Raw genomic sequence first — 23,339 nt, 5'->3', positions numbered from 1 at the left:
GGCAATGAGTCAATTTATTCTTTAAGCCAGAAAGAATAAGGCAGGCGATATAAAAATAACGTAAAAATTCATATCGCCTGAAAGGGTTGGCACGTTTTTTAATCGCAATGGCGATTATTCCAACAGGGTATTCACGGTGCGACGCACGTATTGCGTCATTTGCGCCAGATCCTCGGGGGACACCGGCCCACCGCCGGCACGTACCACCTGCTGTTCTATTTGAGCAATTTCCTGCTCGACCTTATTGGCAATCTGTACCTTGACGATCTTATCCACCGACGAGAGCAGCACCTTCAACACCACTTTCAGCGCCACATTCTCGCAGAACGAATCGTAGTGATGAACCGCAGGCGGTGCTGCGGGGGGCTCGGGTGCGCGCGGGGCCATAGCCTTGAAACTGTCTACATTTTCAATAATAAGATCCATGTCTCTTATTAGTTCATCAAAATCTTTAGACACTGACTTATTTCCCTTCGCTATGCGCAAAAACAGAACGCCCGTCATCAGGGCCAAGGCCGGTGATTGGCGGGCAGAACGAATTTCGACCGTGACGTTCAGGTAGTGAATGGCAGGCTGAGCGGCATTTTAACCTTGCCGGGGGTTGGCAACAAGATGGGGCCGCAGGAATCCGCGGCCCCATCGGGCAGGTGATAGCTTAACTTTTCAGCTTGGCGGTGATTTTCGCCACGTGTTCGCCCTGGAAGCGGGCAATGGCCAGCTCTTCCGCACTGGGCTGGCGCGAACCGTCGCCACCGGCAATGGTGGTTGCTCCGTAAGGCGTGCCGCCGCGGGTTTGTGAAACGTCAAACAGCTCGGGTGCTCCGTAACCGATAGGCACAATAATGAAACCATGGTGCGCCAGCGTGGTCCAGGTGGAGCTGATGGTGTGCTCCTGGCCACCGCCGGTGCCGGTAGAGGAAAAGACGCTGCCCACTTTGCCGTACAGCGCGCCGGAAGCCCAGAGCCCGCCGGTTTGATCGAGGAAGGTCCGCATTTGGCCGGCCATGTTGCCAAAGCGGGTTGGGGTACCGAAGATGATGCCGTCGTAGTCGGCCAGCTCCTGCGGGCTGGCGACAGGAGCCTGTTGATTTTGCTTGCCGCCGGCTTTGGCAAAGGCCTCAGCCGGGATGGTTTCCGGTACCCGTTTCAGGGTGACTTCGACGCCACTGACCTTGCGTGCGCCTTCCGCTACCGCGTTCGCCAGGGTTTCAATATGTCCGTACATTGAGTAATACAGGACCAGAATTTTCGCCATGTTCCGTTCTCCGCTGTGGTGGATGAAAGAGATGCCTCCTAAGCATAGGAGTGAATGCGGAACTTAGCCTTGTGGCCTTATCTCATCCCGGCTATCGCCAGCAGTGCGCCGAAGGTAATCAGCAGGCCACCGAATACCCTGTCTATACCTTTGCGCAGGCGCAGCAGTCGCGCATTGATGCCCGGCGCGGAAAACAGCAGCGCAACGGCGCTGAACCACAGGATATGGGCCAGGGCGATAAACAAGCCGTAGCCGATTTGCACCGCCAGCGACGTTTGCGGATTCACCACCTGCATAAACAGGCTGACGACAAAAATGGTGGTTTTCGGGTTCAGCGCATTGGTTAAAAAGCCGGTTTTCAGCGCGGCGAAATCGCTGGCGGCGGTAGGGGCTGCGCCGGCAGACACCGTGGGAGCACCGGCATTACGCAGCATGCTGACACCCAGGTAAATCAGGTAGGCAGCGCCAATCATCTTCAACAGGGTGAATAGCCACAGCGATTGCTGGATCAGCACGCCGACGCCGATCAGGGTGTAGCTCACGTGGATCAGCACTCCGGCGCCGATACCGCAGGCGGTCACCACACCGGCACGACGGGAAAGCAACAGGCTGTTGCGCGACACCATGGCGAAATCAGGCCCTGGGCTAATGACGGCAAGTAAAGTGATGGTGACGACAGCGATGAGTTCGGTCATAGTAATCCTGTAAATGAATCAGAAGAGAGTGGCTGATTTATAAAGGGAATGGCCGACGGTGACAAACGATGAAAACTGACGATTTCGGTGAGAAAAACTCACGCAAAATAAACCGCCCACTGTCATTGGGCGGATTGCGATGTTTTGAAGCGGCGGCCAGGCTGGAAAGTTTCACCCAGGCGGCGAACAGTTTAAACCTGACGCACGGGGCGGTTAGCCGTGCGGTCAGGGCGCTGGAGGATGAGCTGGGTATTGCGTTGTTTGAACGCCGTCATCGGCGGGTATATCTGACGCCCGCCGGGCGGACTTTGTTTCAGGCGTCGCAGCAGGCATTCGGCATCCTGGAGCAGACTGCGCAAAAGCTGCGGCAACAGGCGCAGGATGCACCGCTGGTATTGTCCTGTGAGCCGACGCTATTGATGCGTTGGCTGATACCTCGCCTGCCTGCGTTTCAGTTGGCGCACCCGGACATCCATCTGCAGTTGGTCGCTGGCGGTGGGCCATTTTCGTTCCACGACGGCATCAGCGCCGCCCTACGACGCAACGATTTTGACTGGGGCGATAAACTGCACAGACAGTGGCTGTTCAACGAGCAAGTCGGGCCGGTATGCAAGCCTGAAATGCTGCCGCGTTTTATCGCCCTGCACGCCGGTCAGCCGCAGCTGAGCCGCGATGCGGTGCTGCTGCACTCCGCCACCCGGCCTGATGCCTGGCGACATTGGGCTCAGGATCAGAATGTGTCGCTGGAAGGGCGGCCAGAGCAGCGTTTCGATCACTTTTACTTCAGTTTGCAGGCGGCGGTGGCGGGGATAGGCGTCGCTATCGGCCCCTGGCAGCAGGTGCGGGATGACGTGGACGGCGGGCTACTGAGCGCCCCTTTTGGTTTTACGTCGGACGGCAGCGGTTATTGTCTGCTGACACCGCAAGAAATCAGGCCGGGCAGCGCGCTGGCCCGGCTGGCGGACTGGCTGAAACTCAGTTCAGACGCTTGAGCTTTTGTTCCAGGCGCTGGCGTTGCCAACGGCTGAAGAAGTCGCGTAACAGCAGGGTGCGCGTTGCGCGCATAATCACTGCGATACTCATACCGGCCATGGCCCACAGCGACCAGAGATATTGCGGATGAGTAAACCAGTTAATGGCGAACAACAGCACCGCGATGAATGCGAACCTCACCATCATGCGCAGTAGCCTGCCTTCTTCTTCCACCTGTCGGCGAATCGCCTGCTCGGCTTGGCTGCTGTCGCTGTTTTCCTGTGGCGGCGGCTGGTTAAGATCGCCGATCCGCAATTCCAGCGCCGCGGCTATCGCAGACAGGGTTTCCAGACTGGCCTGCTCGCCATTTTCAAGGCGCTGAACGGTACGGGTGCTGAGCCCGGCAATGCTGGCCAATTGTTCCTGAGACCAGCCTTTTTCCAGCCGTAATTGCCGGATGCGGTAAGTTTGCATTGCACGCTCCAAAAATGAACCTTCATTGAGGCCAAGTGTAGGAGTTGAGGCCGCGGACCGCCACGACAGGCGTATGACATCTGTACGACAGGCAGGCGACAACCCGCTGAATACGCGGGCTAGAAGGTGACGTTACGGATAAAGCGCAGAGGGCTATCGGTGCGGTTGGCGTACGCATAGCGCTGATCGCTGTTGAACACCTGGGTTTGGCCGGCGTCCAGCGTCAGGGTGTGTTGCTCCAGCACCAACGTCAGGCTGCCGGTGATCACATAGATTATTTCACTCCAGCCTTCGGCGTCCGGCACCGAGTCGTAGTGTTCGCCAGGCATCAGCGTCCATTCCCAAAGCTCAACCCGCTGACTAGCCGGTACGCTGGCGGCGAACAGCGCCTGACTTGCCGGTTGAACGCCTTGCCAGGCCAGTTCGCCGACCAAATGGCTGCCGCGCGCTTCGGGGGCCTGGATCAGATCGGTGAAGGCGATATTCAATGCCTCGGCCAATTTGTCCAACACCGCCAGGCTGACGTTGCGATCGCCGGCCTCAATGCCGGCCAGCATGCGGCGGCTGACGCCGGATTTTTCCGCCAGCATGACCTGGCTTAGCCCCGCCTGCTGGCGAAAGCCGCGCAGGTTGCTGCTCAGGTATTGCAGCACCTTGGGGGCTTCAAGTTTACCGCTGTTCACTGTATTGCTCATCCCAGGGCTTTACCTCATACTGGCAGGATCTGTGCATTATATTGCACCCAGCAGGAAGGGCAAGCCGGTGTCTGCAGTAAAAAAATCCTTTATTTCCACCTTCATTCCCAGCATAAAGCGCCAGGAAGCGGTGTTGATTTTCATCACCATGATCTGGGGCGGAACCTTTCTGGCGGTGCATCTTGCCATGCAGGTCAGCGGGCCGTTTTTCTTTGTGGGTTTGCGCTTCGCTGCGGCTACGCTGGTGCTGATGTTGTTCTCCCTGCGCAGCTTACGCGGATTGACCTGGTATGAGCTGAAAGCGGGCGTGTTTATCGGTATCGCCATCATGTTCGGTTACGGCCTGCAAACCGTGGGCCTGCAAACCATCAGCAGCAGTCAATCGGCGTTCATCACCGCCATGTATGTGCCGATGGTGCCGTTATTGCAGTGGCTGGTGCTCGGGCGTTTCCCCGGCGTGATGGCCTGGGTCGGCGTCTTGTTGGCCTTCAGCGGCCTGATGCTATTGGCCGCGCCAAGCAGTGCCGATATGGCACTTAGCATCGGCGAGATCCTGACGTTGGTTGGCACGCTGGGGATGGCTGCCGAGATCATTTTGATTGGCGCCTATGCGGGCAAGGTCAACGTTAAGCGGGTGACGGTGGTGCAATTGGCGACCGCCTCGCTGGCGGCGTTCCTGATGATGGTACCGACCGGCGAATCGGTGCCGCCTTACAGCAATTACCTGCTCTACAGCGCGGTGGGATTGGGGCTGGCCAGCGCCATCATTCAGGTGACGATGAACTGGGCGCAACGAAGCGTTTCGCCGACGCGTGCCACGGTTATTTATGCCGGCGAGCCGGTGTGGGCCGGGCTGGTGGGGCGCATTGCAGGCGAGCGTTTGCCGGGCGTAGCGCTACTGGGGTGCGCGTTGATCGTATTGGGCGTGCTGGTCAGCGAAATGCGTATTCGACGTAAAGAAAAAGCGGCGGCGTTGGCTGAATAAGGCCCGGCAAGCCGGGCCGCGGTGCTAACGGGTAGCGCTGTCTGCCAGCGGCAAGATTTTACGGTTGCGCAATAGCGCATTGAGGATAATGGCACCGAAAGTGGCGGTGCCAATCCCGCCCATAGTGAAGTTGCCGAGGGTCAGCGCAAAATCCCCCGCGCCCAGCACCAGGGTTACCGCCACCATAATCAGATTGCCGTTGTCCCCCAGATCCACCTTGTTCTGCACCCAGATGCGTGCCCCGGCTACGGCAATCAAACCGAACACCACGATCGAAGCACCGCCCAGTACCGGACCGGGAATAGTGTGGATCAACGCACCGAACTTGGGTGAAAACCCCAGCACAATCGCCACCGCTGCGGCGGCGACAAACACCAGCGTGGAGTAGATTTTGGTGACCGCCATCACCCCGATATTTTCGGCATAGGTCGTCACTCCGGTGCCCCCGACAGAGCCGGAAAGCATTGTCGCCAATCCGTCGCCGACGAAGGCGCGACCGATATAAGGGTCAAGATCCCGGCCGGTCATGCCCGCTACCGCTTTCACATGCCCGAGGTTTTCCGCCACCAAAATGATCGCCACCGGGGCAATCAACAGCATGGCATGCAGGTTAAATACCGGTGCGGTGAATTGCGGCAGACCGAACCAAGGGGCCAGGCTCAGTGCGCTGTAATCTACCGGTTTGCCGAGGCCGAAACCGTTGGTCGCCACGACGTAAATCAAATAGGCGGCGATCAGGCCAACCAGGATCAGCAACCGCTGTATCAGCCCGCGGGTAAAAACCGCCACTGAACCGATACACAAGATAGTGACCACCGCCATCCAACTGTCAAAATGGGAGGCTGAAACGCTGCGCACCGCAATGGGCGCCAGGTTGAGGCCGATAGCCATGACCACCGCCCCCGTCACTACCGGCGGCATCAGCCGCTCTATCCAACGGGTGCCAACGCTCATCACCACGAAACCGATCAGCACATACACCAGCCCGCAGGCGATGATGCCACCGAGCGCCAGGGCAATATTGGGATTGGCGCCCTGGCCGCTGTAACCGGTCAGGGTGATGACCAGCCCGACAAATGCCGCGCTCGAGCCGAGATAGCTCGGCACCCGGCCGCCGACCACCAGAAAGAACAGTAGCGTGCCGATGCCGGACATCAGAATGGCCAGATTGGCGTCAAAGCCCATCAGCAATGGCATCAACACCGTAGCGCCAAACATCGCCACCGCATGTTGCAACCCCATCACCAGCGTTTGGCTCACCGGCAGCCGTTCATCGGGCGCAACAACCGCACCGTCCAGATTGCCTTGCTTGATGCGCCATTGGGGAAACCAGGTATTCGCCATCGTCATCTCCAAAATATTGAGGTGCAGGTTAGGGGTACAGATGCGAGCGTTGCGGCTGCGCGCCGATCATTGTTTCAACAGCGAGTGATAACGCCGGTCGAAATAGGCCAGGCCGTGGCTGTGGTCATTACGCGCCAATGCCACCGCCTGACAGAACAGAATGTCGTGGGTGCCGACGCTGACAATCTGGCTGATTTGGCAATCGAAAGAAGCCAGCGCGCCGTGCAAAATCGGGGCGCCGGTCACCAGCGTAGACCAGCGAGCGGCGGAGAATCGCATGTCCATCGGCGTTTTGCCGCCGAACAGATTCGACAACGATTCGTGCTCTGCCGCCAGCGTATTGACGCACAGCGTTTGGTTTTGCTTGAACACCGAATGCACCGACGCTGAGCGGTTCAGGCACACCAGCAACGTGGGGGGCGTGTCGGTGACGCTGCATACCGCCGAGGCGGTAAAACCTGCGCGGCCTGCGGGGCCGTCGGTGGTAATGATATTCACCGCCGATCCCAGGCGTGCCATGGCATCGCGGAAGTCCTGTTTTGTTACGGATGGCGTTTGCAGCGGTGCATCGGCAAACCCTGTTTGGCTTTGCATAAGGTCTCTCCGGGTCAGGGGGCTATGTGGCTGTTGGCGTTCGGCGCTTGCAGCAGCCAGCTCAGCAGAATGCGGTTAAAATTCTCGCTGTCGGTCACGCTCATGGCGTGGCCGCCATAGGTCATCTGCGCCAGCTCGCCATTGGGCAGGCTTTCCGCCAGCTGATGCGAGCAGTGATAGGGCACCAGCAGATCGTCACGAGAGCACAGCACCAGGGTCGGCGTGGTGATGTCCGCCAGGTGAGGGCGAAAATCGGTGTTGATCAACGCATTCAGGCGGCGCAGCAGGTTTTCTGTGCCCTGAAAATGCGCGGTTTGGTGCTGCAACTCTTCACCTAGCAAGGCTTCGTGCTGCGACAGCCAATCAGCGGGGAACAGAAATAAAGGTTGAGCGCGCACATAGGCTTCGACGCCGCTGTTGAGCAGCAGGTCCTGTCGGACATGGAAGCAGCGTCGGGTCTGGCTGTCCAGCGCCGGCCAGCCGTTGACCACCACCAGTTTTTCAACCAGCTGCGGCTGGGTGAGTGCCAACTGCAGGCCAATCATGCCGCCAAGTGCGTGACCGACGAAACAACAGCGTTCAATGCTGAGCGAGTGCAGTAGCCGCGCTACCTCATCCGCCATATCGGCCATGCTATAGCCGTCCGGTACCACGCCTTTGCTGCGGCCGGTGCCATAGTGATCGTAAATTACTACCCGGAAATGCCGGGTTAGCGCGTCAATCTGCGGTTGCCAGAAGCTACCCGAGCCGCCGAGGCCTGCGGACAGCACCAGCGTCGGCGCCAGTGGCGTATCTTTTCCTAAAATCTCAAAATACATGCTCGATCCTCAATGGCTTAGCGGCCGATATGGGCCACGGAGGCGATTTCAATCAAGGCGTCCGGCTTCACCAACCCGCACTGAATGCAGTAGCGGGCCGGTTTATCGCCGGGGAAATACTCGGCATACACCTGATTGATAGCGGCATAGTTTTGCCAGTCGGTAAGGAAGATCGAGTTAAAGGTCACGTCGTCCATGCTGCCACCGGCGGTTTCGATCACGCTTTTGATGGTCTCCAGCACGTGGCGTGTTTGTGCCGCGGCATCACCCACGTGAACGACGTTATTGTCTTTATCGAAGGCCAGCGTACCCGAGACGTACACCACGCCGTCGGCCAGGGTGCCCGGAACAAAGGGAGCCAGCGGTTTACCGGTGCCCGGCGGAGTGATCACTGTTTTTGGCATTGTCGCGCTCCTGGTGAAGGTTCTTTTGGGTTTAAACAGGCAAAATTCATGCCGTCTGGCTAAGCGGGGCAGCGAGAACGTCACAGAAACTGTCGACGTCCGACACCCAGCCGAAAAAGGTTTCGATGTTATACAGCGCCGCCTGCTGGGCGAACGCCGGGCCGGCCTGGTGGGTGGCGTCGGCCAGCACAACGCCGAAATACTCGAGGAAAAAGCCGTCGCGCAGCGTGGACTCGACGCAGACGTTGGTGGCGATGCCGGTAAACACCAAATGGTGAATGCCGTAAGAGCGCAGCAGGCTGTCGAGCTGGGTGTTGAAAAAGCCGCTGTAGCGCGGTTTCGGCAGCAGGATATCGCCCGGTTGTGGTTGCAGTTCATCCACCAGGTCGTAGTCCCAATCGCCTTTGGCCAGCAGCTTGCCCATCAGTTCCGGGCGCTGGCGCATGGTTTTCAGCGCGTTGGACTTGTGCCAGTTAGGTGAACCTTCACCGCCGGCTTCGACGTACTGGTTGTCCCAGCCGTTCTGGAAAAAGATCACCTTAATGCCCGCGGCGCGCGCGGCAGTGATGGCGCGCTTGATGTTGGCTATCACCGGCGCGGTGGTCGAAACGTCGAACCCGGCCAGATCCAAATATCCTCCCTGCGAGGCGTAGGCATTTTGCATATCGACCACGATTAACGCGGTTTCCTGCGGAGCAAAGGCGATGGCCTCCGGCCGGGCGGGCAGGGTGACCGTCGTTGCGCCTTGCGGTGACTGGCGGCGTACCACAGCTTGTGTTTCAACAATTTTCATCATGCCACCTCACGGCTTGCTGCGGTTTGCGGGCAAACGTCAGCCCGGCTTTTCATCAGGGGTTGAATGCGTTCGCCGAAGTCTTCTACGCCTTGCACGAAGTCATCGAAGGTCAGCAGCACGCCTTCGGTGCCGGGCACGGTGGCGATTTCATCCATCATGCGCGCCACCTGGGCGTAGGAGCCGACCAGCGTGCCCATGTTGATGTTGACGGCGGAAGTGGGGTCGGCCATTTGGCGCACATTGGTGTCGGCGCCGGACTTAGTGTCTTTGCCGCTCTGCTCGGTGAGCCAGGCCAGGGCTTCGGTATCGGCCCCGGCTTTATAGCTTTCCCATTTGGCGCGGGCAGCCTCGTCGGTTTCATCCGCAATGATCATAAACAGCACATAGCAGGCCACGCTGCGGCCTTCGGCGTCGGCGGCAGTTTTCAACCGGGCAGCCGTCGGCGCGAAAGCGGTGGGGGTGTTGACGCCTTTGCCGAAGCAGAAGTTGTAGTCGGCGTATTTGGCCGAGAAAGCCATGCCCGCATCGCTTTGGCCGGCGCAAATCACCTTGATGTCCGCTTGGGGTTGCGGGCTGACGCGACAGTCATCCATCTGGAAAAACTCGCCCTTGAAATCGGATTTTCCGGTGCCCCACAGATCGCGCAGCACTCTGACGTATTCCGCCAGATAGTCGTAGCGACGGCCAAAGTAATCGTCGCCCGGCCACATGCCCATCTGCTCGTATTCCGGTTTCTGCCAACCGGTCACCACGTTCAGGCCAAAGCGCCCGCCGGAAATAGAATCAATGGTGGAAGCCATACGCGCTACGATGGCCGGCGGCATGGTCAGGGTGGCGGCGGTGGCGTAGATCTTGATGCGTGAGGTCACGGCAGCCAGCCCGGCCATCAGGGTGAAAGACTCCAGGTTGTGGTCCCAGAATTCGGTTTTCCCGCCGAAGCCACGCAGTTTGATCATCGACAGGGCGAAATCAAAGTTGTAGTGCTCGGCCTTCTGCACGATGGTTTTATTGAGTTCAAACGTGGGTTTGTACTGTGGGGCATTGCTGGAAATCAGCCAGCCGTTGTTGCCGATCGGAATAAATACGCCAATTTTCATTTGAATACCTCGGGTCAGTGAAGGGGACAATCACAGGCTGCTTGCCTGAACCAAAGCAAACCCGATGCCATGTTTTAAAATGGGTTATTTATCAATTTTTTATGATTTTTTTGGCGCCCGGTTATTGAGTGGATGGTCCAAAACAGACCATTTGGTCAAAATTAGCTGCACAAAAAACAGGCGCGCCTGCTCATTAAAGGTGCAAAAGATCCCCCGGAAGGGGTAGGTAAAAGCGTGGGTTTCATCGAATGGCTTTGCTATGCTGGCCAGAATCAGATAGTGCCAAGGAGCCGCAGTGAAGCCACAAGCCGTTAAACCGCCCACGCGCCGCTCGCGTGCGGTAGCTGCAAAACGCAGTACCATCATGGATGCGGCGCTGGAGTTCTTCTCGCTGTACGGTATTCACGGCACCAGTCTGGATCAGGTGGCGGAACGCGCCGACGTTTCCAAAACCAACCTGTTGTATTACTTCCCTTCCAAAGAAGAGCTTTACGTGGCGGTGCTGAAAGGCATTCTCGATGTCTGGCTGGCGCCGCTGAAAGCGCTGCGCGCCGATCAGGAGCCGTTGCAGGCCATTCGTGAATATATACGGCTGAAGCTCGAGGTCTCGCGCCATCATCCGCAGGCTTCACGGCTGTTTTGCCTGGAAATGATCCAGGGTGCGCCGTTGCTGAAACAGGAATTGCAGGGTGGGTTGAAGACGCTGGTGGACGAGAAGTCCGCCATGATTGAGCGTTGGATTGCCGAAGGCCATATCGCGCCGATAGAGCCACATCACCTGATTTTTATGCTGTGGGCGACCACCCAGCACTACGCCGATTTTTGGGTTCAGATAGAGGCGGTAACCGGAAAAACGTTAGAAGATGAGGCGTTTTTTCAGCAGACGGTAGAGAACGTGCAGAGGGTGATTATCGACGGGATACGCCCACGCTAGGCGCCAGGAGAGGGGATATTCAGGGGGATAGCGAACTATCCCCCTGCGGCGTTAAGCGGCTTTCTTCTTACGCAGGAATACGTAAGACAGGCCCAGGATCACAAACCACAACGGCGTGACGATCAGCGCCTGGCGGGTGTCATCGCGCAGCGTCAGCAGCACCAACACAAACACGAAGAACGCCATACAGACCCAGCACATCAACTTGCCGGCCGGCATCTTGTAAATCGATTTCTGGTGCAGCGCCGGACGCTGCTTGCGATAAACCAGGTACGAACACAGGATGATGGTCCAGACAAACATGAACAGGATCGCCGAGACGGTGGTCACCAGCGTGAACACGGTCATGACGTTCGGGATCAGGTAAATCAGCACCACACCGCCCAGCAGGCAGATACAGGAGAAGGTCAGCCCGTTAGCCGGCACTGCCCGCTTGGACAGGTTGGCGAACGACTTGGGCGCATCGCCCTCCTGCGCCAGACCGAACAGCATGCGGCTGGTGGAAAACACCCCGCTGTTGGCGGAAGAGGCGGCGGAGGTCAGCACCACAAAGTTAATCACGCTGGCGGCCGCCGGCAGGCCAATCAGCACGAACAGTTCCACGAACGGGCTCTTGTCGGCGACCACTGAACTCCATGGCGTAACCGACATGATCACGATCAGGGCAAACACGTAGAACATGATGATGCGGATCGGAATCGAGTTGATGGCGCGCGGCAGCACTTTTTCCGGATCTTTGGTTTCAGCCGCGGTGGTACCGACCAGTTCGATGCCGACAAAAGCGAACACCGCAATCTGGAAACCGGCGAAGAAACCGCTGATGCCTTTCGGGAACATGCCACCGTCATTCCACAGATGCGAGAACGACGCGACGGTACCGGTAGGCGACTGGAACTGCATGGCGATCATGACCAGTCCGGCGACGATCAGCCCGACAATGGCAACGATTTTGATCATCGCAAACCAGAACTCCATTTCGCCAAACATCTTCACCGTCGCCAGGTTAAGGCCCAGCAACAGCAAGACGCACAGCAACGAGGCGATCCATTGCGACAATCCCGGGAACCAGAACTGGGCATAGGCGGTGATCGCCACCACGTCGGCAATGCCTGTGACCACCCAACAAAACCAGTAGGTCCAGCCGGTAAAGAAACCGGCCCAGGGGCCGAGCAGATCGGCGGCGAAATCGCTGAAAGATTTGTATTCCAGATTGGAGAGCAGCAGCTCGCCCATCGCGCGCATCACGAAGAACAGCATAAAGCCGATGATCATGTACACGAAGATGATGGAGGGGCCGGCCAGGCTGATGGTTTTGCCGGAGCCCATAAACAGACCCGTACCGATGGCGCCACCGATGGCGATCAGTTGAATATGTCGGTTGGTTAGGTTTCTCCGTAGATGATCTTCTGACGCGGGGGCAGCGTCTGCGGCTATTTTAGAGTGATCTACCATCTGATGATGTCCTGTTTTACCTGTCATGAGTGAAATAGCGAGCTCTGAAGTGGCTCTTTTTTATACGATTATCCGGTTGGCCCGGCTTTAGTAAGGTAGTGCAATAACGCCACCTTTGTGCAACATGTTTACAACATTTATGCGAGGGATAAAAGTCGATCGTGCTTTACACCGAGGAGGCAAATCGGACGTCTTGGGGGCGGAAGATTACTCCTCGCCGTAGCAGATTAACAGCCCTGATCTGACTTATCTTGTTGATATAACAGGAGCTTGAAAATATCGCATGAGAAAAACTAATGAGTGTAAACGTTTGACATCGAGGGGGCAGAGGAGAATAATTTACTCCGTTGGGTCGTTAGCTCAGTTGGTAGAGCAGTTGACTCTTAATCAATTGGTCACAGGTTCGAACCCTGTACGACCCACCAACAAATCATGCGGTTAGCCGTGATTTTTATTTTTCGGTTTTTTTCAAACGCACAGATTTGAGACGCGCTTCGCAAAAACCGCATCAATTTAGCGTGAATGTTCAGTTGAGTGATCTGGCGCAAGCTGGGTCCGTCCCCGCCTATTTTTTTCGGCTTCATCCCGCCCATTTCCTGCAAAATTGATAATGGGACTCTTGCTTGAATTAACCCTCTCCCCCATGTGTGCCTTAAAGCATAAGGCCGGAAGCTTTCGATGATTACGCGTTTTTTCGCCAGTCACCATTGGCAGCAACCTATGTTTGCGCAATTTCCCTGCATCACTTTTGGCAATGTCGACACCGACGGGTATGAGTTCTGCTTCTGACCTCGTCTGCGTGGCTAAGCATTGTCGCTTTCTCGATCGTATCTGATTCTTGCAGCATCAAGTTCGGGAAAGTTAATTTCGGCCCACCGGTCAAGGGCAGCAAGTGTGTTTACCAGTGAGCCAGCAACCCCGGTCAGGCTGTATTCCACGCAGGCAGGTTTCTCACCATGATCAATCCTGGTCACTAAACCATGCCGCTCAAGTTGGCGCAGGGTCTGAGTCAGAACCTTTTGAGAAATGCCCTCAATTTTCCTCATCAATTCCCCGTTTCGCATAGGGTGCTCCGCCAAAGCAGGCAGAATAAGCATTACCCATTTGCCGGAGATCAGCGCCAGCGCATCACGTGCAGAACACTTATCTGAGTAAACATTACCTGGATATGCCATGTGTGGTTACCTGAAGGTGCGTAATTGAATCCTGAGTTTAAAGAAAACATGATGACAGTGGAAAACCCTTACGGAGAATTATCATGAACGTACTGATTATCACTGCTCATCCCGAATCGGATTCATTCAACACGCATCTGGCCTCCATAGCCGCCAGGACATTCGAAAAGCAGGGCGCTAGCGTGCAGTCGGTAAATTTATACGGTGAAAATTTCGAACCGCGTGAAGGGAAAAGCTTTTACCCTGACAAGCAGGGATTCGAGAGGTTTGATCCCCTGCGAGAACAACGGCATCACTGGAATAGGCATAAGTTGCCCGATGACGTTATGAGACATATTTTTTTACTGAAAAACTCGGACCTTTTACTGCTGCATTTCCCCTTCTGGTGGTTTGGTATGCCGGCAATTTTGAAAGGATGGATGGATCGGGTATTTGTTTATGGCGGACTCTATGACAGCACGCACCGGCATGAAAATGGAGTGATGAAGGGGAAGCGGGCTTTACTTACAGTATCCGCCGGTGCTTCTGCAAATGCCTGCGCGTTTAACGGACGTGATGGTGACATGCGTTTAATGTTATGGCCGCCCATCCATGCCCTGCACTATATAGGTTACACCCTGCTAGAACCGTATTTGATCCACGGTGTACGCGGCGGGCTTGATGGCTCAGGGAAAGAAAAACAGCAGCAATTTCTTGATGAAAAAGTAAAGGATTTCGAAAGCAGACTTATAAATATCAGTGAATGGCCGGTTATTCCTTTTAACAGACAAGAAGACTTTAATGATGACCTCACATTAAAACCCCAGGCACCAGAGTACAGCCCGTTCGTCCGTCACAGCCCCAACCGGTGGACGCCGGGCAGCTAGCAGGGGGCAGGGGGATCAATCAAGTGAATGTGCTCACGGCTTTCATGGAACAGTCTTCGACAAAGAATGCGGTAACAGTCTCGGTCGAACTCATCGGCCGGGAAACTGAGCTTTTCGGCGGCAGACAGCGACGGTGCAGTACCGAGGTAGAACCAGTTGCTGATGACGTGGAAGGCTTTTAGTTGACCTTGTCGTTCCTCGATGGCGATCCTGCCGGGGAATGGCCAGTGCCGCACCTGGGCCTGCTCCAGGGCGCCAAGCAGTCTGCTCTGGTGCGCTTGCGGGGTCTCTTTGCCACAGCATACGCCCGCGCATTTGCCTAATTGATGGCGAAAGCAGGGTTGTCCGGGGCGTCCTTTTTCAATATCCAGGTACGTCAGGCAGAGCTGTTCCCGATCGGCAATGTCGATCAGAAAATCGACGGCCGCCGCACGCCGCAGGAACAGGCCGTACAAATTAGGCGTTCGGGAAAAGTCTAGCGCATCGCTGTATACGATACGCGTTTGGGAGTCCTGCACCTGCAGCGCGCATAACCGGCGGATTTTACGCAGCCGCTTGTTGTAGAGCGGGCTTTGCTGTTTAACCAGGGAGGATTCAAGCAGCAGCGCACCAATCTCCCCCACGGTTTCGATGCAGGTTATGCGGCGGGTGGCGGCCAGCAACCGAGCTTCGCGCGGATTGCGCAGATGAGACTGAACGCGGCGGCGAATGTTGACGCTCTTACCTATGTAGAGGGGATGGGCGCCGTTGTCGCCGTGAAAAAAATAAACCCCGCAGCTCTGCGGCAGGTTGGCGACCTCTCCGGTCAGATGTTCAGGGTATTGATACATGGGCTATCAGAAACTCACGGCTTATAAGAAAGTGGGGCATCACGCCAATGATAATATTTTCTTATTATAATTCACACCCGGCTTTCGGCTAACGCTAAGAGTTGAGATTTGTTATCATTTGCAAAAATTTTATCTATAGGGAGATAGAGATGCGTAAAGCGCTAATAATGGCTCTGGGTGTGATGGTACTGTCAGGCTGTGCAGGTCAACAAGACGACTATGAGTCACGTAACAAGGCCTCTGCAGATCCTTCGGGCGGCAAAGAGTGGAAGGAGTTTGTCGCGCCTTTGTCCGTCAAAACACAAACGCCGGGCGAGCGGGAAATGAAGCGCGCAACCCGCCAGAACTGATTTACTATAAAGCCCACTTGCGTGGGCTTTTTGCATTCTGAACAGGCTACGGGCAAGCGGATTGGTATCGCCTGCGATACCCCATCAACGAATAGGTCTGTTTTAAAAGGAAGGGAATCATGAGAAAAATTCATTCAGGATCCGAAACTCGCCTGTCGGCAGTATTGCTTGTTATCGCAACGCTGTTGTTAGCAGGCTGCTCGGGGACGGACACTGCGGCTAAACCTGAGGTAGCTGGAGGCGAAGTCGATGACCTTTTTGCTGGATTGGAAGGTAAAACGGCGCCAGCAGCACCTGGGCAAGAGATCAACCGATATCTCATGCAGATCACAGCGGCTATACAAAATCATTTTCACTATGACAGCGTTTACGCCGGCAAGGAATGCTCATTACGACTCAAGTTGGCTCCGGATGGCATGCTGTTAGATGTCCGGGCTGAAGGCGGTGACCCCGCGCTTTGTCGAGCGGCTATAGTGGCAACCGCAAATGCCACCTTTCCCAAACCCCCGACACCGGCAGTTTACGCTGTGGTTAAGAATGCCGCGCTGGAATTTCGTCCCCAATAATCGGGAGCCGCTGTTAAAACAGCTGACCGACGGACATCAGGGCCACGGCCCAAACCCCGGCAGACAGCGCACTGGCACAATAGACCTGTTTGCGCGGCAGGGCGATCATGCCGGCAACCAATGGCACGGTATAGCGCATCACGGCCAGAAAGCGCGATATAAACAGCAGCGGGATGCCGTTGTTGTGTAACGCGGATTGCGCCTTGTTTAATGCGCCGTGGTATCTGGCCGGTAGCCAGTTCCCGCTTTGGCGTTTTTGCAGCCATGCGCCGCAATGGAAAGACAAAACGGAGCCGAGCAGGGCACCCAGGGTTATCGCCGCCCAGACATGAGCGTCGGCCAGCACCGGCTTGCCGGCGACAATGCCCAGCATCAACGTCACCGATGCGGGCGGCAGAACCGAAGAAACGAAAATGACCGACTTGCCCAACGCAAACAGAAAAATCAGCAGCAACAGGAAGCCGGGCTCCGGGCTGTATTGGGTGATAATAGCGGTTAATGTCTCCATGGATGACCCCCAGAAAATATGGGGTCAGTGTCTCATTCACCGCTTCAATATAAGCTAAATCGAATGGGCTTCAGCTCAGGCTTACCCACTCACCTGAGCCTGACGCTCGGCGCTCTGCGTAGCCCATCCTTTGAGTGCAAAAATCAGCGCGGCGCACAGCAAAGAGAAAATCGCCAGTACGATCAGGCCTGCATGCGGGCTATCGAAGCGCAGTTCTGCCTCGGTGCGGATTAGTGGCGCCAGGAAACTGAACAGTGCGCCCAGCGTGGTGCAAAAACCGATGCCGGCCGCCAGCGCCGGGCCTGAAAGTATCTGCGCCGGTAAGGTCCAGAATATCGGCTGTACCGCCAGGAAGCTGACGGCGCAAAAGCACAGCGCAATAATGGCAATAGTCGGACCGGCATAGGACGAGACAACCAAACCCAGTGCGGCAATCACCATACAGCCGATGGCGATGGGCAAGCGGCGGGAGGTTTTGCGATCGGCATAACGCGGGATGTAATAGACCCCAAATGCAGAAACGGCCCAGGGAATTGCCGCTACCAGCGATGCCTTAAACCCGATAGTGGTGCCCATCAGTGAAGCTACCTGCGAGGGCAGGAAAAACAACAGGCCATACACGCCGACCTGAATGGTGCCGTAAATAAAAGCCAGGTGCCAAACCTTGGTATTTTTCAACGCCTCTCTCACGCTGCTGGCCTCGGTATTTTTTTGCTCCAGGGCCAACTGTGCCACCAACGCCTGCTTCTCTTCCGGGTTAAGAAATCGCGCCTTGGCCGGGCTGTCGTCAAGATAGAAATAGGCGAAGATCCCCAACACGACGGCCGGTAAGCCTTCCAGAACAAACATCCAGAACCAGCCTGGCCGCCCCAGCACACCGTGCATTTCGAGCAGCGCACCCGAAATGGGCGAGCCGAGCGTCAAGGCTGCGGGAACGCCAAGCACAAAAATACCAATCACCGAAGCCCGGACCTTGTTGGGGAAATAAAGGGAGGCCAGCAACAGAATACCGGGGTAGAAGCCGGCCTCCGCCAATCCCAGCAGGAAGCGCAGGGCAATAAATTGATATTCGTTGCTGACGAAACCGGTGCAGGCGGACAAGGCCCCCCACACTGCCGTGGTGGCGCTAAGCCAGACTTTTGCCCCTAGTTTGTTCATCATCAGATTGGCTGGAATGCCGAAGATGGCGTACGCCGCGAAGAAAATCCCTGCACCCAATGCGAAGGCGGATTGCGACAGGGCAATATCCACCGACATCGCTTCCTTGGCAAAGCCCACGTTTACCCGATCGATAAAGGCGACGAAATACAGAGAGAACATCAGGGGGATCAATCTGCGCCACGTTTTTTTAATCGCCGAATTGAGCGCGGAACTGGTGTTGGTCGTATTACTCACGGGTTACCCTCTCAAACAGGTTGAACGACTGGGGCCGGCGTAATACCGGCAGCTTGCCTGCACCCATTGCCACTGCGGAACATTCATCTTCGGTTTTGGCTTTCACTAAAGGCCTAAAGGACTAATGGTCAGGCCTTTAATGGTAAAAAAAACGGCGATGAACGCCATCCTGGCCTATGCAGCCACGGTAAATCTGTTGATGGAAACCAAAAATTGACAATTGGTTAACCTGAAATTCACACATGGCCGGTCGTGATTCAAGCCTGCTGATGAATATCTGTGCGCGTAATCACTGAATGACCCGCTTTGAATTATCACTGCGATTAAAGAAGGCAAAGTCTGTTCTTCAAAGGTAGAGTGGCTCAGGATGACAGATAAACTGAAAGGGAAAGATGCCATGCTAAAGGTGATTGCTGAAGATTTTATCAAGCACGACCGCATTGAAACGGTGATGCCGCTGTATCAGGAATTGGTAGAAAAAACCCGTCAGGAGGCACTCTGCCTCTCTTATGAGTTGTTTATTGACCATCAGGATCCGGGGCATTTTATTTTCGTCGAGGAGTGGCCCGACCGGGCGGCGTTGGACGTGCACTGCCAAACCGAACATTTCACACGCCTGGTGCCGTTAATCAATCAGCACCAGAGCAAACCTTGTACCTTTTTGTTTATGCAGCCTTTTCCCTCAGAGAAAAATTAACCAGGCAAAAAATCCCCGCACAGCGGGGTCAATGGCTTCTCAAACACGGTCTTGTAGTGATTAAAAATTAGACAGAGAATGATTGCCATTCCTTCAGAATGCTCTTAAAAGCCTTTTGCCGCCAACCGTACCTGATCGACCCAACCTTGTTGGTAATCAAAGCTGGGGGCCTCATGGTGCGCCATCCCATAACGAACTATGGCTTTTACCGCCTGGGTAGCCAACGGGTTTTTCTGGGCAATTTGCTGGGCGATCAGCCGTGCCTCTTCCAGAGCGCTTCCCTCGCTGATCCGTGAAATAACCCCGTGCCGCCAGGCTTCCTCCACGCCGATAACGCGACCGGTCAGCAACCAGTCGAGGGCGATATAGGGGGAGATGCGCGCCGGCAGGCGTGAACATCCTCCTTGTGCCGCAATCAGCCCCAGCCCGGTCTCCGGAAAACTGAATTGCGCATCTCGCCCGGCTACGATCAGGTCGCAGGCCAGCGCTATTTCAAACCCTCCACCGAAGGCGATACCGTCCACGGCGGCGATAATCACCTTGGTGAGCTGCGCATGCACCAGGCCGGCAAAGCCTTCCGGCTCGACCACCGGAAGTTCGCCCTGTTGAAATGCTTTGACGTCCATCCCGGCAGAGAACACCTGTGGCTGACCGGTCAACAGGATCACTCGAACCTTGTCATCCTGCTCGGCCTGTTGCAGATAGCGTTGGATCAGGCGAGCCATCGCCAAATTGATGGCGTTCTTTTTTTCCGGCCGGTTCAGGGTAATCACGGCGATGCCGTCCTGTTGCTCATACAGCACCGGTGGCGGCAGGTCAGTCATGGGCTTTTTCTCCCTGGAAGAACACCAGCGTCAGCAGCAGGGCGATGGCCCCCAGCGGCAATGAAAACAGCGGCAGGTAATAGGCAGGCAAGGTATACAGCGTCAGGCCGCCGAGCATGCCCCCCGCCGCAATGCCGGCATACAATACCGAGCTGTTCAGCGACACCGTCAGCGCGCCAAAACGTTTGGACAGCGACAACAAGTGGTGCTGAATAGGCACCAGATACATCCAGCCGGTAATCCCCCACACCAGAAATATTGCCAGCACCCACCAGGGGGAAGTGACGTAAAAGGCCAGCAGGAACAGCGAGAGGGTTTGAATCGACACGGAAAACAGCAGGACAAATTTACTGCCGAAGGTATCGGTCAATAAACCGGAAACGAAATTGCCGATGACGGCCCCAATACCGAATATCAGCAGCGCGATGGGCAAAATCGCCTCCGGGCCCAACTGAGTATTCTTCAGCAATACGCTCACATAGCTGTAAACAATATGTTCGGAGCAGACCGCGAAGAAAGTGATCAGCAGCGTGGTCAGCACTGCCTTTTGCCGTAACGGGGCCAACCGCTCTTTCAGCGTATGTTTCCCCGGCGCGGCGATGGCGTTCAGCGCTAGTGAAAGCCCCAGCAGTGCAACGGCACCTAACAGGGCGATCAGCAGGAAGATCTCCCGCCAGCCGATCAGCTTGGCCAGGAAGGTGCCGAAGGGAATGCCCAGCGCGATAGCCAGCGTCATGCCGCCATACACAATCGATATCGCCAGCCCGCGGCGTTTTTCCGACACCAACCCGACCGCGGCGGCGGCGGCCTGCGGCGTGTAGCAAGCCGCCCCCAGCGCCGCCAGTACGCGCCCGGCAGAGATTTGCAAAAAGCTGTCGGCGTAGGCGCAAACCAGGTTACCGGCGATAAACAACAGCAGAGCCAGCTGCAAGATATGTTTGCGGTTGAGGTTGCCCAGCAGCCAGGCGGTCAGCGGAGCGAACATCATATAGGCCAGGGCGAAGACCGAGATTAACTGCCCCGCCTGCGCGGGGCTGACGGCAAAGGTGCCGGAAATCTCGTCAAGTATGCCGGCGACGATAAACGCATCGGTACCGATGGCAAAGGTGCCGGTAGCCATCAGGCACAGCGTAAGAAAATGGCCGTTATAGTCCGTCAACTTCATCCTGCTCTCCGTAACGTATTGGCGGCCCAGACTTTGCTCAGCGCCGCCAGGAAATACTCCACATCCTCATGAGTATGGGCCGAGGTCGGCGTAACCCGCAAACGCTCTCTGCCGGCCGGCACCGTCGGGGCATTGACCGGTTGCACGTAAATATCGTACTCATCGAGCAGTTGTTTGCTGATGTGTTTGTTCCTGTGTGGATCGCCGACCAGCACCGGCAGAATATGGCTGTCCTCCGAGACCAGTGGAATACCGGCGGTGCGCAGGCCGGATTTCAGGTGATCGATTATCGCCAGCAGATGTTTGCGTTGGTTGTCATGCTCAAGGTTGTATTTGAAGCTGGCCAGCGCCGCCGCCGCCGCCACCACCGGCGCGGGGGAGGAGGTGCTGAAGACGAACGCCGGCGCCCAACTGCGCACGGCTTCGACCACCACGCGCGGCGCAGCGATATAACCACCGGCAGCGCCGTAGGACTTACCAAAGCCCCCCTGAATGATGGAGATCTTGTCCAGCAGGCCCAGTTGTTCGGCATAGCCCAGGCCCCGCTGGCCGTAAACGCCGGCGGAGTGGATTTCGTCCAGATAGGTCAGCGCCTGATGTTTCTCCGCCAGCGCGACAATCTGCGCCAGCGGGGCAAAGTCGCCGTCCATCGAATAGAGCGATTCGAAGGCGATCAGCTTGGGACGTTGCGGGTCGGCTTCCTGCAGCAGCTCGGCCAGGTGCGCAACGTCATTGTGGCGAAAGATTTTCTTCTCCGCTTTGCTGTAGCGAATGCCGTAAATCATCGAAGCATGGTTCAGCTCATCAGAAAAAACGATCAGATTGGGAATGGCGTCGCACAGCGTCGAGAGCGTGGCGTCATTGGCCCCAAAGCCGGTGGTGAACAACAGCGCGGACTCCTTGCCGTAGGCTTTGGCTAGCAAGCTTTCCAACTCGCTGTGGTAGATCGAAGTGCCGGAAATACTGCGTGCCCCGCAGGTACCCAGCCCGACACGGTTTACCGCCTCGGTGGTGGCCAGAATAACCTTGGGGTGATGGCTCATCGCCAGATAGTCATTGGAGCACCAGACGTTCAGACGACGCTCACCCTGTTGTCCGTGGCTGGTGGCCCAGGGTTTATCCAATACGCTGCGTTCCAGGTTGAGGAACTCGCGGAACCGGCCCTGTTTTTTGGTTTCGGCCAGTTTTTCTTCAAGAATGTTCAATACGCTCATAAGGAATTCCTTGCATTAGAGGGCTTTAATCACCAGTGAAACACCCTGGCCGACACCGACACACATTGTCACCAGCGCATTGCTTAATTGCCGGGTATGCAACTCCAGCGCGCTGGAAAGCACCAGTCGCGCGCCGGACATGCCCAGCGGATGCCCGAGGGCGATGGCACCGCCGTTCGGATTGACTCGCGCATCGTCGAAGTCGATGTGCCAGCTTTGCAGCGTCGCCAACACCTGCGCGGCAAACGCCTCATTAATTTCAATGATGTCGAAATCGTTCAGCGTAAAACCGGTTCGAGTCAGCAGGCGCTCGGTCGCGGCGATTGGCCCAATCCCCATCAACGAGGGGGCAACGCCGGCGCTGGCGCTGTCGCCAATTTCCGCCAGCGGCTGGAGTGACTTGCGCTTGACATAGCGACCGCTGGCCAGCAACAGCACGGCGGCGCCGTCATTGATACCGGAAGCATTCCCGGCGGTGACCGAGCCTTCGGCGGTGAAGGCCGGTTTCAGCGCCTGCAGTTTTTGCAACGTGGTTTGGCGCGGGAACTCATCTTGAGCGAAGGATTGGCGGGTTTTGCGATCGATCTGCACATCCAGCGCGGTGATCTCACTGGCCAACCGACCATTTTCGATAGCCCGCCAGGCCTTTTGCTGCGACGCCAGGGCAAAATTATCCTGATCCTCGCGGGATATGCGGTATTGCTGCGCGACGTTTTCGGCCGTAATGCCCAACGGATCGCTGCCATAGCGTTGTGCCAACTGCGGATTGACAAAACGCCAGCCCAGCGTGGTATCGAACAGTTTGATCCCCTTGTCGAAAGGCGTTTCGCTTTTGCCCATTACATAGGGCGCGCGGCTCATGCTTTCGACACCGCCCGCCAACACCAGATCGCTAAGGCCGCTTTTGATTTTTGCGCCGGCATAAATCACGGCGTCCAGCCCGGAGGCGCACAGCCGGTTAAGGGTAATCGCCGGTACTCCCTGATCCAAACCGGACAACAACGCCGCCATGCGTGCGACGTTACGGTTGTCTTCACCGGCCTGATTGGCGCAGCCCAGCACCACCTCATCGATATCCGGCTCGCTTTCCGGGTGTCGTTGCAGCAACGCCCGAATAATCGAGGCCGCCATATCGTCCGGGCGGGTTAATGCCAGACTACCGCCGTAGGCGCCGATCGCCGTGCGCGTACCGTCGATCAGATAGACCCCATCGTCTTTAATCGTCATCATTTTT

At 56.5% G+C, this 23,339-nt stretch carries 27 protein-coding genes and 1 tRNA gene; 8 read left to right on the top strand and 20 right to left on the bottom strand.

Translation table 11 applies throughout. From position 1 onward, the window contains the following. Positions 1-114 precede the first annotated feature (114 nt). The 3 genes from H5P17_RS04140 to H5P17_RS04130 form a co-directional block, all read right to left on the bottom strand. Positions 115-426, bottom strand: coding sequence for a hypothetical protein (locus tag H5P17_RS04140; protein ID WP_020826192.1), 312 nt, complete (start codon positions 424-426; stop codon positions 115-117). Between the two features lie 229 nt (positions 427-655). Then, a complete protein-coding gene (gene wrbA / locus H5P17_RS04135) occupies positions 656-1,255 on the bottom strand; it encodes an NAD(P)H:quinone oxidoreductase (protein ID WP_044549635.1) in 600 nt (199 codons plus the stop codon). Between the two features lie 77 nt (positions 1,256-1,332). Beyond that, the gene (locus H5P17_RS04130; protein ID WP_044549636.1) at positions 1,333-1,950 is read right to left on the bottom strand and encodes a LysE family transporter; all 618 of its coding nucleotides are present in this window, start codon (positions 1,948-1,950) and stop codon (positions 1,333-1,335) included. A gap of 68 nt (positions 1,951-2,018) precedes the next feature. On the opposite strand from H5P17_RS04130, the gene H5P17_RS04125 reads away from it, so the two are divergent. Further along, a complete protein-coding gene (locus H5P17_RS04125) occupies positions 2,019-2,942 on the top strand; it encodes a LysR family transcriptional regulator (protein WP_182821442.1) in 924 nt (307 codons plus the stop codon). Here H5P17_RS04125 and H5P17_RS04120 read toward each other — a convergent pair. Together H5P17_RS04120 and H5P17_RS04115 are read right to left on the bottom strand one after the other, a co-directional pair. After that, on the bottom strand, positions 2,926-3,396 hold the full coding sequence (locus H5P17_RS04120) for a helix-turn-helix domain-containing protein (protein WP_182821441.1): 471 nt from the start codon (positions 3,394-3,396) through the stop codon (positions 2,926-2,928). The genes H5P17_RS04125 and H5P17_RS04120 overlap by 17 nt on opposite strands. A gap of 119 nt (positions 3,397-3,515) precedes the next feature. Further along, the gene (locus H5P17_RS04115; protein WP_182821439.1) at positions 3,516-4,091 is read right to left on the bottom strand and encodes a helix-turn-helix domain-containing protein; all 576 of its coding nucleotides are present in this window, start codon (positions 4,089-4,091) and stop codon (positions 3,516-3,518) included. Between the two features lie 67 nt (positions 4,092-4,158). Between H5P17_RS04115 and H5P17_RS04110 the strand changes: the two genes are divergently transcribed. Beyond that, positions 4,159-5,076: a DMT family transporter gene (locus H5P17_RS04110; protein WP_182821437.1), complete on the top strand. Its 918-nt coding sequence runs from the start codon at positions 4,159-4,161 to the stop codon at positions 5,074-5,076. 24 nt (positions 5,077-5,100) lie between these two features. Here the strand turns inward: H5P17_RS04110 and rutG are convergent, their stop codons facing one another. The 6 genes from rutG to rutA all read right to left on the bottom strand — a co-directional run bounded on the left by rutG (position 5,101) and on the right by rutA (position 10,129). Then, a complete protein-coding gene (gene rutG, locus H5P17_RS04105) occupies positions 5,101-6,420 on the bottom strand; it encodes a pyrimidine utilization transport protein G (protein ID WP_182821435.1) in 1,320 nt (439 codons plus the stop codon). Between the two features lie 66 nt (positions 6,421-6,486). Then, the gene (gene rutF, locus H5P17_RS04100) at positions 6,487-7,014 is read right to left on the bottom strand and encodes an NADH-dependent FMN reductase RutF (RefSeq protein ID WP_182821432.1); all 528 of its coding nucleotides are present in this window, start codon (positions 7,012-7,014) and stop codon (positions 6,487-6,489) included. A 14-nt stretch (positions 7,015-7,028) separates the two neighbouring features. Next, on the bottom strand, positions 7,029-7,832 hold the full coding sequence (gene rutD / locus H5P17_RS04095; RefSeq protein ID WP_182821431.1) for a pyrimidine utilization protein D: 804 nt from the start codon (positions 7,830-7,832) through the stop codon (positions 7,029-7,031). Positions 7,833-7,849: 17 nt separating this feature from the next. Then, a complete protein-coding gene (gene rutC / locus H5P17_RS04090; protein WP_044549653.1) occupies positions 7,850-8,236 on the bottom strand; it encodes a pyrimidine utilization protein C in 387 nt (128 codons plus the stop codon). A gap of 46 nt (positions 8,237-8,282) precedes the next feature. Further along, the gene (gene rutB / locus H5P17_RS04085; protein WP_182821628.1) at positions 8,283-9,029 is read right to left on the bottom strand and encodes a pyrimidine utilization protein B; all 747 of its coding nucleotides are present in this window, start codon (positions 9,027-9,029) and stop codon (positions 8,283-8,285) included. Next, on the bottom strand, positions 9,029-10,129 hold the full coding sequence (gene rutA, locus H5P17_RS04080; protein ID WP_182821429.1) for a pyrimidine utilization protein A: 1,101 nt from the start codon (positions 10,127-10,129) through the stop codon (positions 9,029-9,031). Before rutA ends, rutB begins: the two co-directional genes overlap by 1 nt. A 295-nt stretch (positions 10,130-10,424) precedes the next feature. Between rutA and rutR the strand changes: the two genes are divergently transcribed. Continuing rightward, entirely contained in the window at positions 10,425-11,063 is a 639-nt protein-coding gene (rutR, locus tag H5P17_RS04075; RefSeq protein ID WP_044549657.1) for an HTH-type transcriptional regulator RutR, read from the top strand. Between the two features lie 51 nt (positions 11,064-11,114). On the opposite strand, the gene cycA is transcribed toward rutR, so the two are convergent. Next, positions 11,115-12,515, bottom strand: coding sequence for a D-serine/D-alanine/glycine transporter (gene cycA / locus H5P17_RS04070; RefSeq protein ID WP_044549660.1), 1,401 nt, complete (start codon positions 12,513-12,515; stop codon positions 11,115-11,117). A 349-nt stretch (positions 12,516-12,864) separates the two neighbouring features. On the opposite strand from cycA, the gene H5P17_RS04065 reads away from it, so the two are divergent. Continuing rightward, positions 12,865-12,940, top strand: a tRNA-Lys gene (locus H5P17_RS04065). Positions 12,941-13,318: 378 nt separating this feature from the next. On the opposite strand, the gene H5P17_RS04060 is transcribed toward H5P17_RS04065, so the two are convergent. Next, positions 13,319-13,690, bottom strand: coding sequence for a helix-turn-helix domain-containing protein (locus H5P17_RS04060; protein ID WP_182821427.1), 372 nt, complete (start codon positions 13,688-13,690; stop codon positions 13,319-13,321). Between the two features lie 83 nt (positions 13,691-13,773). Here H5P17_RS04060 and H5P17_RS04055 point away from each other — a divergent pair, with 83 nt between their 5' ends. Beyond that, on the top strand, positions 13,774-14,556 hold the full coding sequence (locus tag H5P17_RS04055) for an NAD(P)H-dependent oxidoreductase (RefSeq protein WP_182821425.1): 783 nt from the start codon (positions 13,774-13,776) through the stop codon (positions 14,554-14,556). Here H5P17_RS04055 and H5P17_RS04050 read toward each other — a convergent pair. Then, entirely contained in the window at positions 14,553-15,386 is an 834-nt protein-coding gene (locus H5P17_RS04050; protein ID WP_044549669.1) for a hypothetical protein, read from the bottom strand. The genes H5P17_RS04055 and H5P17_RS04050 overlap by 4 nt on opposite strands. Positions 15,387-15,535: 149 nt before the next feature. Between H5P17_RS04050 and H5P17_RS04045 the strand changes: the two genes are divergently transcribed. After that, positions 15,536-15,736, top strand: coding sequence for a hypothetical protein (locus H5P17_RS04045; protein WP_182821423.1), 201 nt, complete (start codon positions 15,536-15,538; stop codon positions 15,734-15,736). Between the two features lie 119 nt (positions 15,737-15,855). Next, positions 15,856-16,302 (top strand): cell envelope integrity protein TolA, encoded by a 447-nt coding sequence (tolA, locus tag H5P17_RS04040; RefSeq protein WP_182821421.1) that lies wholly within the window; start codon positions 15,856-15,858, stop codon positions 16,300-16,302. 13 nt (positions 16,303-16,315) lie between these two features. On the opposite strand, the gene H5P17_RS04035 is transcribed toward tolA, so the two are convergent. Continuing rightward, the gene (locus H5P17_RS04035; RefSeq protein ID WP_182821419.1) at positions 16,316-16,810 is read right to left on the bottom strand and encodes a DedA family protein; all 495 of its coding nucleotides are present in this window, start codon (positions 16,808-16,810) and stop codon (positions 16,316-16,318) included. Positions 16,811-16,891: 81 nt separating this feature from the next. Next, a complete protein-coding gene (locus tag H5P17_RS04030) occupies positions 16,892-18,205 on the bottom strand; it encodes an MFS transporter (protein WP_269933854.1) in 1,314 nt (437 codons plus the stop codon). Positions 18,206-18,602: 397 nt separating this feature from the next. Between H5P17_RS04030 and H5P17_RS04025 the strand changes: the two genes are divergently transcribed. Continuing rightward, positions 18,603-18,902: a putative quinol monooxygenase gene (locus tag H5P17_RS04025; RefSeq protein ID WP_182821625.1), complete on the top strand. Its 300-nt coding sequence runs from the start codon at positions 18,603-18,605 to the stop codon at positions 18,900-18,902. A gap of 104 nt (positions 18,903-19,006) precedes the next feature. On the opposite strand, the gene H5P17_RS04020 is transcribed toward H5P17_RS04025, so the two are convergent. Genes H5P17_RS04020 through H5P17_RS04005 form a run of 4 tightly spaced genes read right to left on the bottom strand, consistent with a single transcriptional unit; the run spans position 19,007 to position 23,332 of the window. Then, positions 19,007-19,726, bottom strand: a complete 720-nt coding sequence (locus H5P17_RS04020) for an enoyl-CoA hydratase-related protein (RefSeq protein ID WP_182821417.1) — start codon at positions 19,724-19,726, stop codon at positions 19,007-19,009. Then, on the bottom strand, positions 19,719-20,891 hold the full coding sequence (locus tag H5P17_RS04015) for an MFS transporter (RefSeq protein ID WP_182821415.1): 1,173 nt from the start codon (positions 20,889-20,891) through the stop codon (positions 19,719-19,721). Before H5P17_RS04015 ends, H5P17_RS04020 begins: the two co-directional genes overlap by 8 nt. Further along, positions 20,888-22,105 (bottom strand): 5-aminolevulinate synthase, encoded by a 1,218-nt coding sequence (gene hemA / locus H5P17_RS04010; RefSeq protein ID WP_182821414.1) that lies wholly within the window; start codon positions 22,103-22,105, stop codon positions 20,888-20,890. Before hemA ends, H5P17_RS04015 begins: the two co-directional genes overlap by 4 nt. 15 nt (positions 22,106-22,120) lie before the next feature. Further along, entirely contained in the window at positions 22,121-23,332 is a 1,212-nt protein-coding gene (locus H5P17_RS04005; RefSeq protein WP_182821623.1) for an acetyl-CoA C-acyltransferase, read from the bottom strand. Between the last annotated feature and the right edge of the window lie 7 nt (positions 23,333-23,339).

Source organism: Serratia sp. OS31 (genome assembly GCF_014164835.1).
Classification (GTDB): domain Bacteria; phylum Pseudomonadota; class Gammaproteobacteria; order Enterobacterales; family Enterobacteriaceae; genus Serratia; species Serratia liquefaciens_A.
This window is presented reverse-complemented; position numbering and strand designations above follow the sequence as displayed.

What these genes read in the sequence shown, in the direction of transcription:
- H5P17_RS04140 (WP_020826192.1), bottom strand. Translation starts at nt 426, where the DNA reads ATGGATCTTATTATTGAAAATGTAGACAGTTTCAAGGCTATGGCCCCG.
- wrbA (WP_044549635.1), bottom strand. Translation starts at nt 1,255, where the DNA reads ATGGCGAAAATTCTGGTCCTGTATTACTCAATGTACGGACATATTGAA.
- H5P17_RS04130 (WP_044549636.1), bottom strand. Translation starts at nt 1,950, where the DNA reads ATGACCGAACTCATCGCTGTCGTCACCATCACTTTACTTGCCGTCATT.
- H5P17_RS04125 (WP_182821442.1), top strand. Translation starts at nt 2,019, where the DNA reads ATGAAAACTGACGATTTCGGTGAGAAAAACTCACGCAAAATAAACCGC.
- H5P17_RS04120 (WP_182821441.1), bottom strand. Translation starts at nt 3,396, where the DNA reads ATGCAAACTTACCGCATCCGGCAATTACGGCTGGAAAAAGGCTGGTCT.
- H5P17_RS04115 (WP_182821439.1), bottom strand. Translation starts at nt 4,091, where the DNA reads ATGAGCAATACAGTGAACAGCGGTAAACTTGAAGCCCCCAAGGTGCTG.
- rutG (WP_182821435.1), bottom strand. Translation starts at nt 6,420, where the DNA reads ATGGCGAATACCTGGTTTCCCCAATGGCGCATCAAGCAAGGCAATCTG.
- rutF (WP_182821432.1), bottom strand. Translation starts at nt 7,014, where the DNA reads ATGCAAAGCCAAACAGGGTTTGCCGATGCACCGCTGCAAACGCCATCC.
- rutD (WP_182821431.1), bottom strand. Translation starts at nt 7,832, where the DNA reads ATGTATTTTGAGATTTTAGGAAAAGATACGCCACTGGCGCCGACGCTG.
- rutC (WP_044549653.1), bottom strand. Translation starts at nt 8,236, where the DNA reads ATGCCAAAAACAGTGATCACTCCGCCGGGCACCGGTAAACCGCTGGCT.
- rutB (WP_182821628.1), bottom strand. Translation starts at nt 9,029, where the DNA reads ATGAAAATTGTTGAAACACAAGCTGTGGTACGCCGCCAGTCACCGCAA.
- rutA (WP_182821429.1), bottom strand. Translation starts at nt 10,129, where the DNA reads ATGAAAATTGGCGTATTTATTCCGATCGGCAACAACGGCTGGCTGATT.
- cycA (WP_044549660.1), bottom strand. Translation starts at nt 12,515, where the DNA reads ATGGTAGATCACTCTAAAATAGCCGCAGACGCTGCCCCCGCGTCAGAA.
- H5P17_RS04060 (WP_182821427.1), bottom strand. Translation starts at nt 13,690, where the DNA reads ATGGCATATCCAGGTAATGTTTACTCAGATAAGTGTTCTGCACGTGAT.
- H5P17_RS04055 (WP_182821425.1), top strand. Translation starts at nt 13,774, where the DNA reads ATGAACGTACTGATTATCACTGCTCATCCCGAATCGGATTCATTCAAC.
- H5P17_RS04050 (WP_044549669.1), bottom strand. Translation starts at nt 15,386, where the DNA reads ATGTATCAATACCCTGAACATCTGACCGGAGAGGTCGCCAACCTGCCG.
- H5P17_RS04045 (WP_182821423.1), top strand. Translation starts at nt 15,536, where the DNA reads ATGCGTAAAGCGCTAATAATGGCTCTGGGTGTGATGGTACTGTCAGGC.
- tolA (WP_182821421.1), top strand. Translation starts at nt 15,856, where the DNA reads ATGAGAAAAATTCATTCAGGATCCGAAACTCGCCTGTCGGCAGTATTG.
- H5P17_RS04035 (WP_182821419.1), bottom strand. Translation starts at nt 16,810, where the DNA reads ATGGAGACATTAACCGCTATTATCACCCAATACAGCCCGGAGCCCGGC.
- H5P17_RS04025 (WP_182821625.1), top strand. Translation starts at nt 18,603, where the DNA reads ATGCTAAAGGTGATTGCTGAAGATTTTATCAAGCACGACCGCATTGAA.
- H5P17_RS04020 (WP_182821417.1), bottom strand. Translation starts at nt 19,726, where the DNA reads ATGACTGACCTGCCGCCACCGGTGCTGTATGAGCAACAGGACGGCATC.
- H5P17_RS04015 (WP_182821415.1), bottom strand. Translation starts at nt 20,891, where the DNA reads ATGAAGTTGACGGACTATAACGGCCATTTTCTTACGCTGTGCCTGATG.
- hemA (WP_182821414.1), bottom strand. Translation starts at nt 22,105, where the DNA reads ATGAGCGTATTGAACATTCTTGAAGAAAAACTGGCCGAAACCAAAAAA.
- H5P17_RS04005 (WP_182821623.1), bottom strand. Translation starts at nt 23,332, where the DNA reads ATGACGATTAAAGACGATGGGGTCTATCTGATCGACGGTACGCGCACG.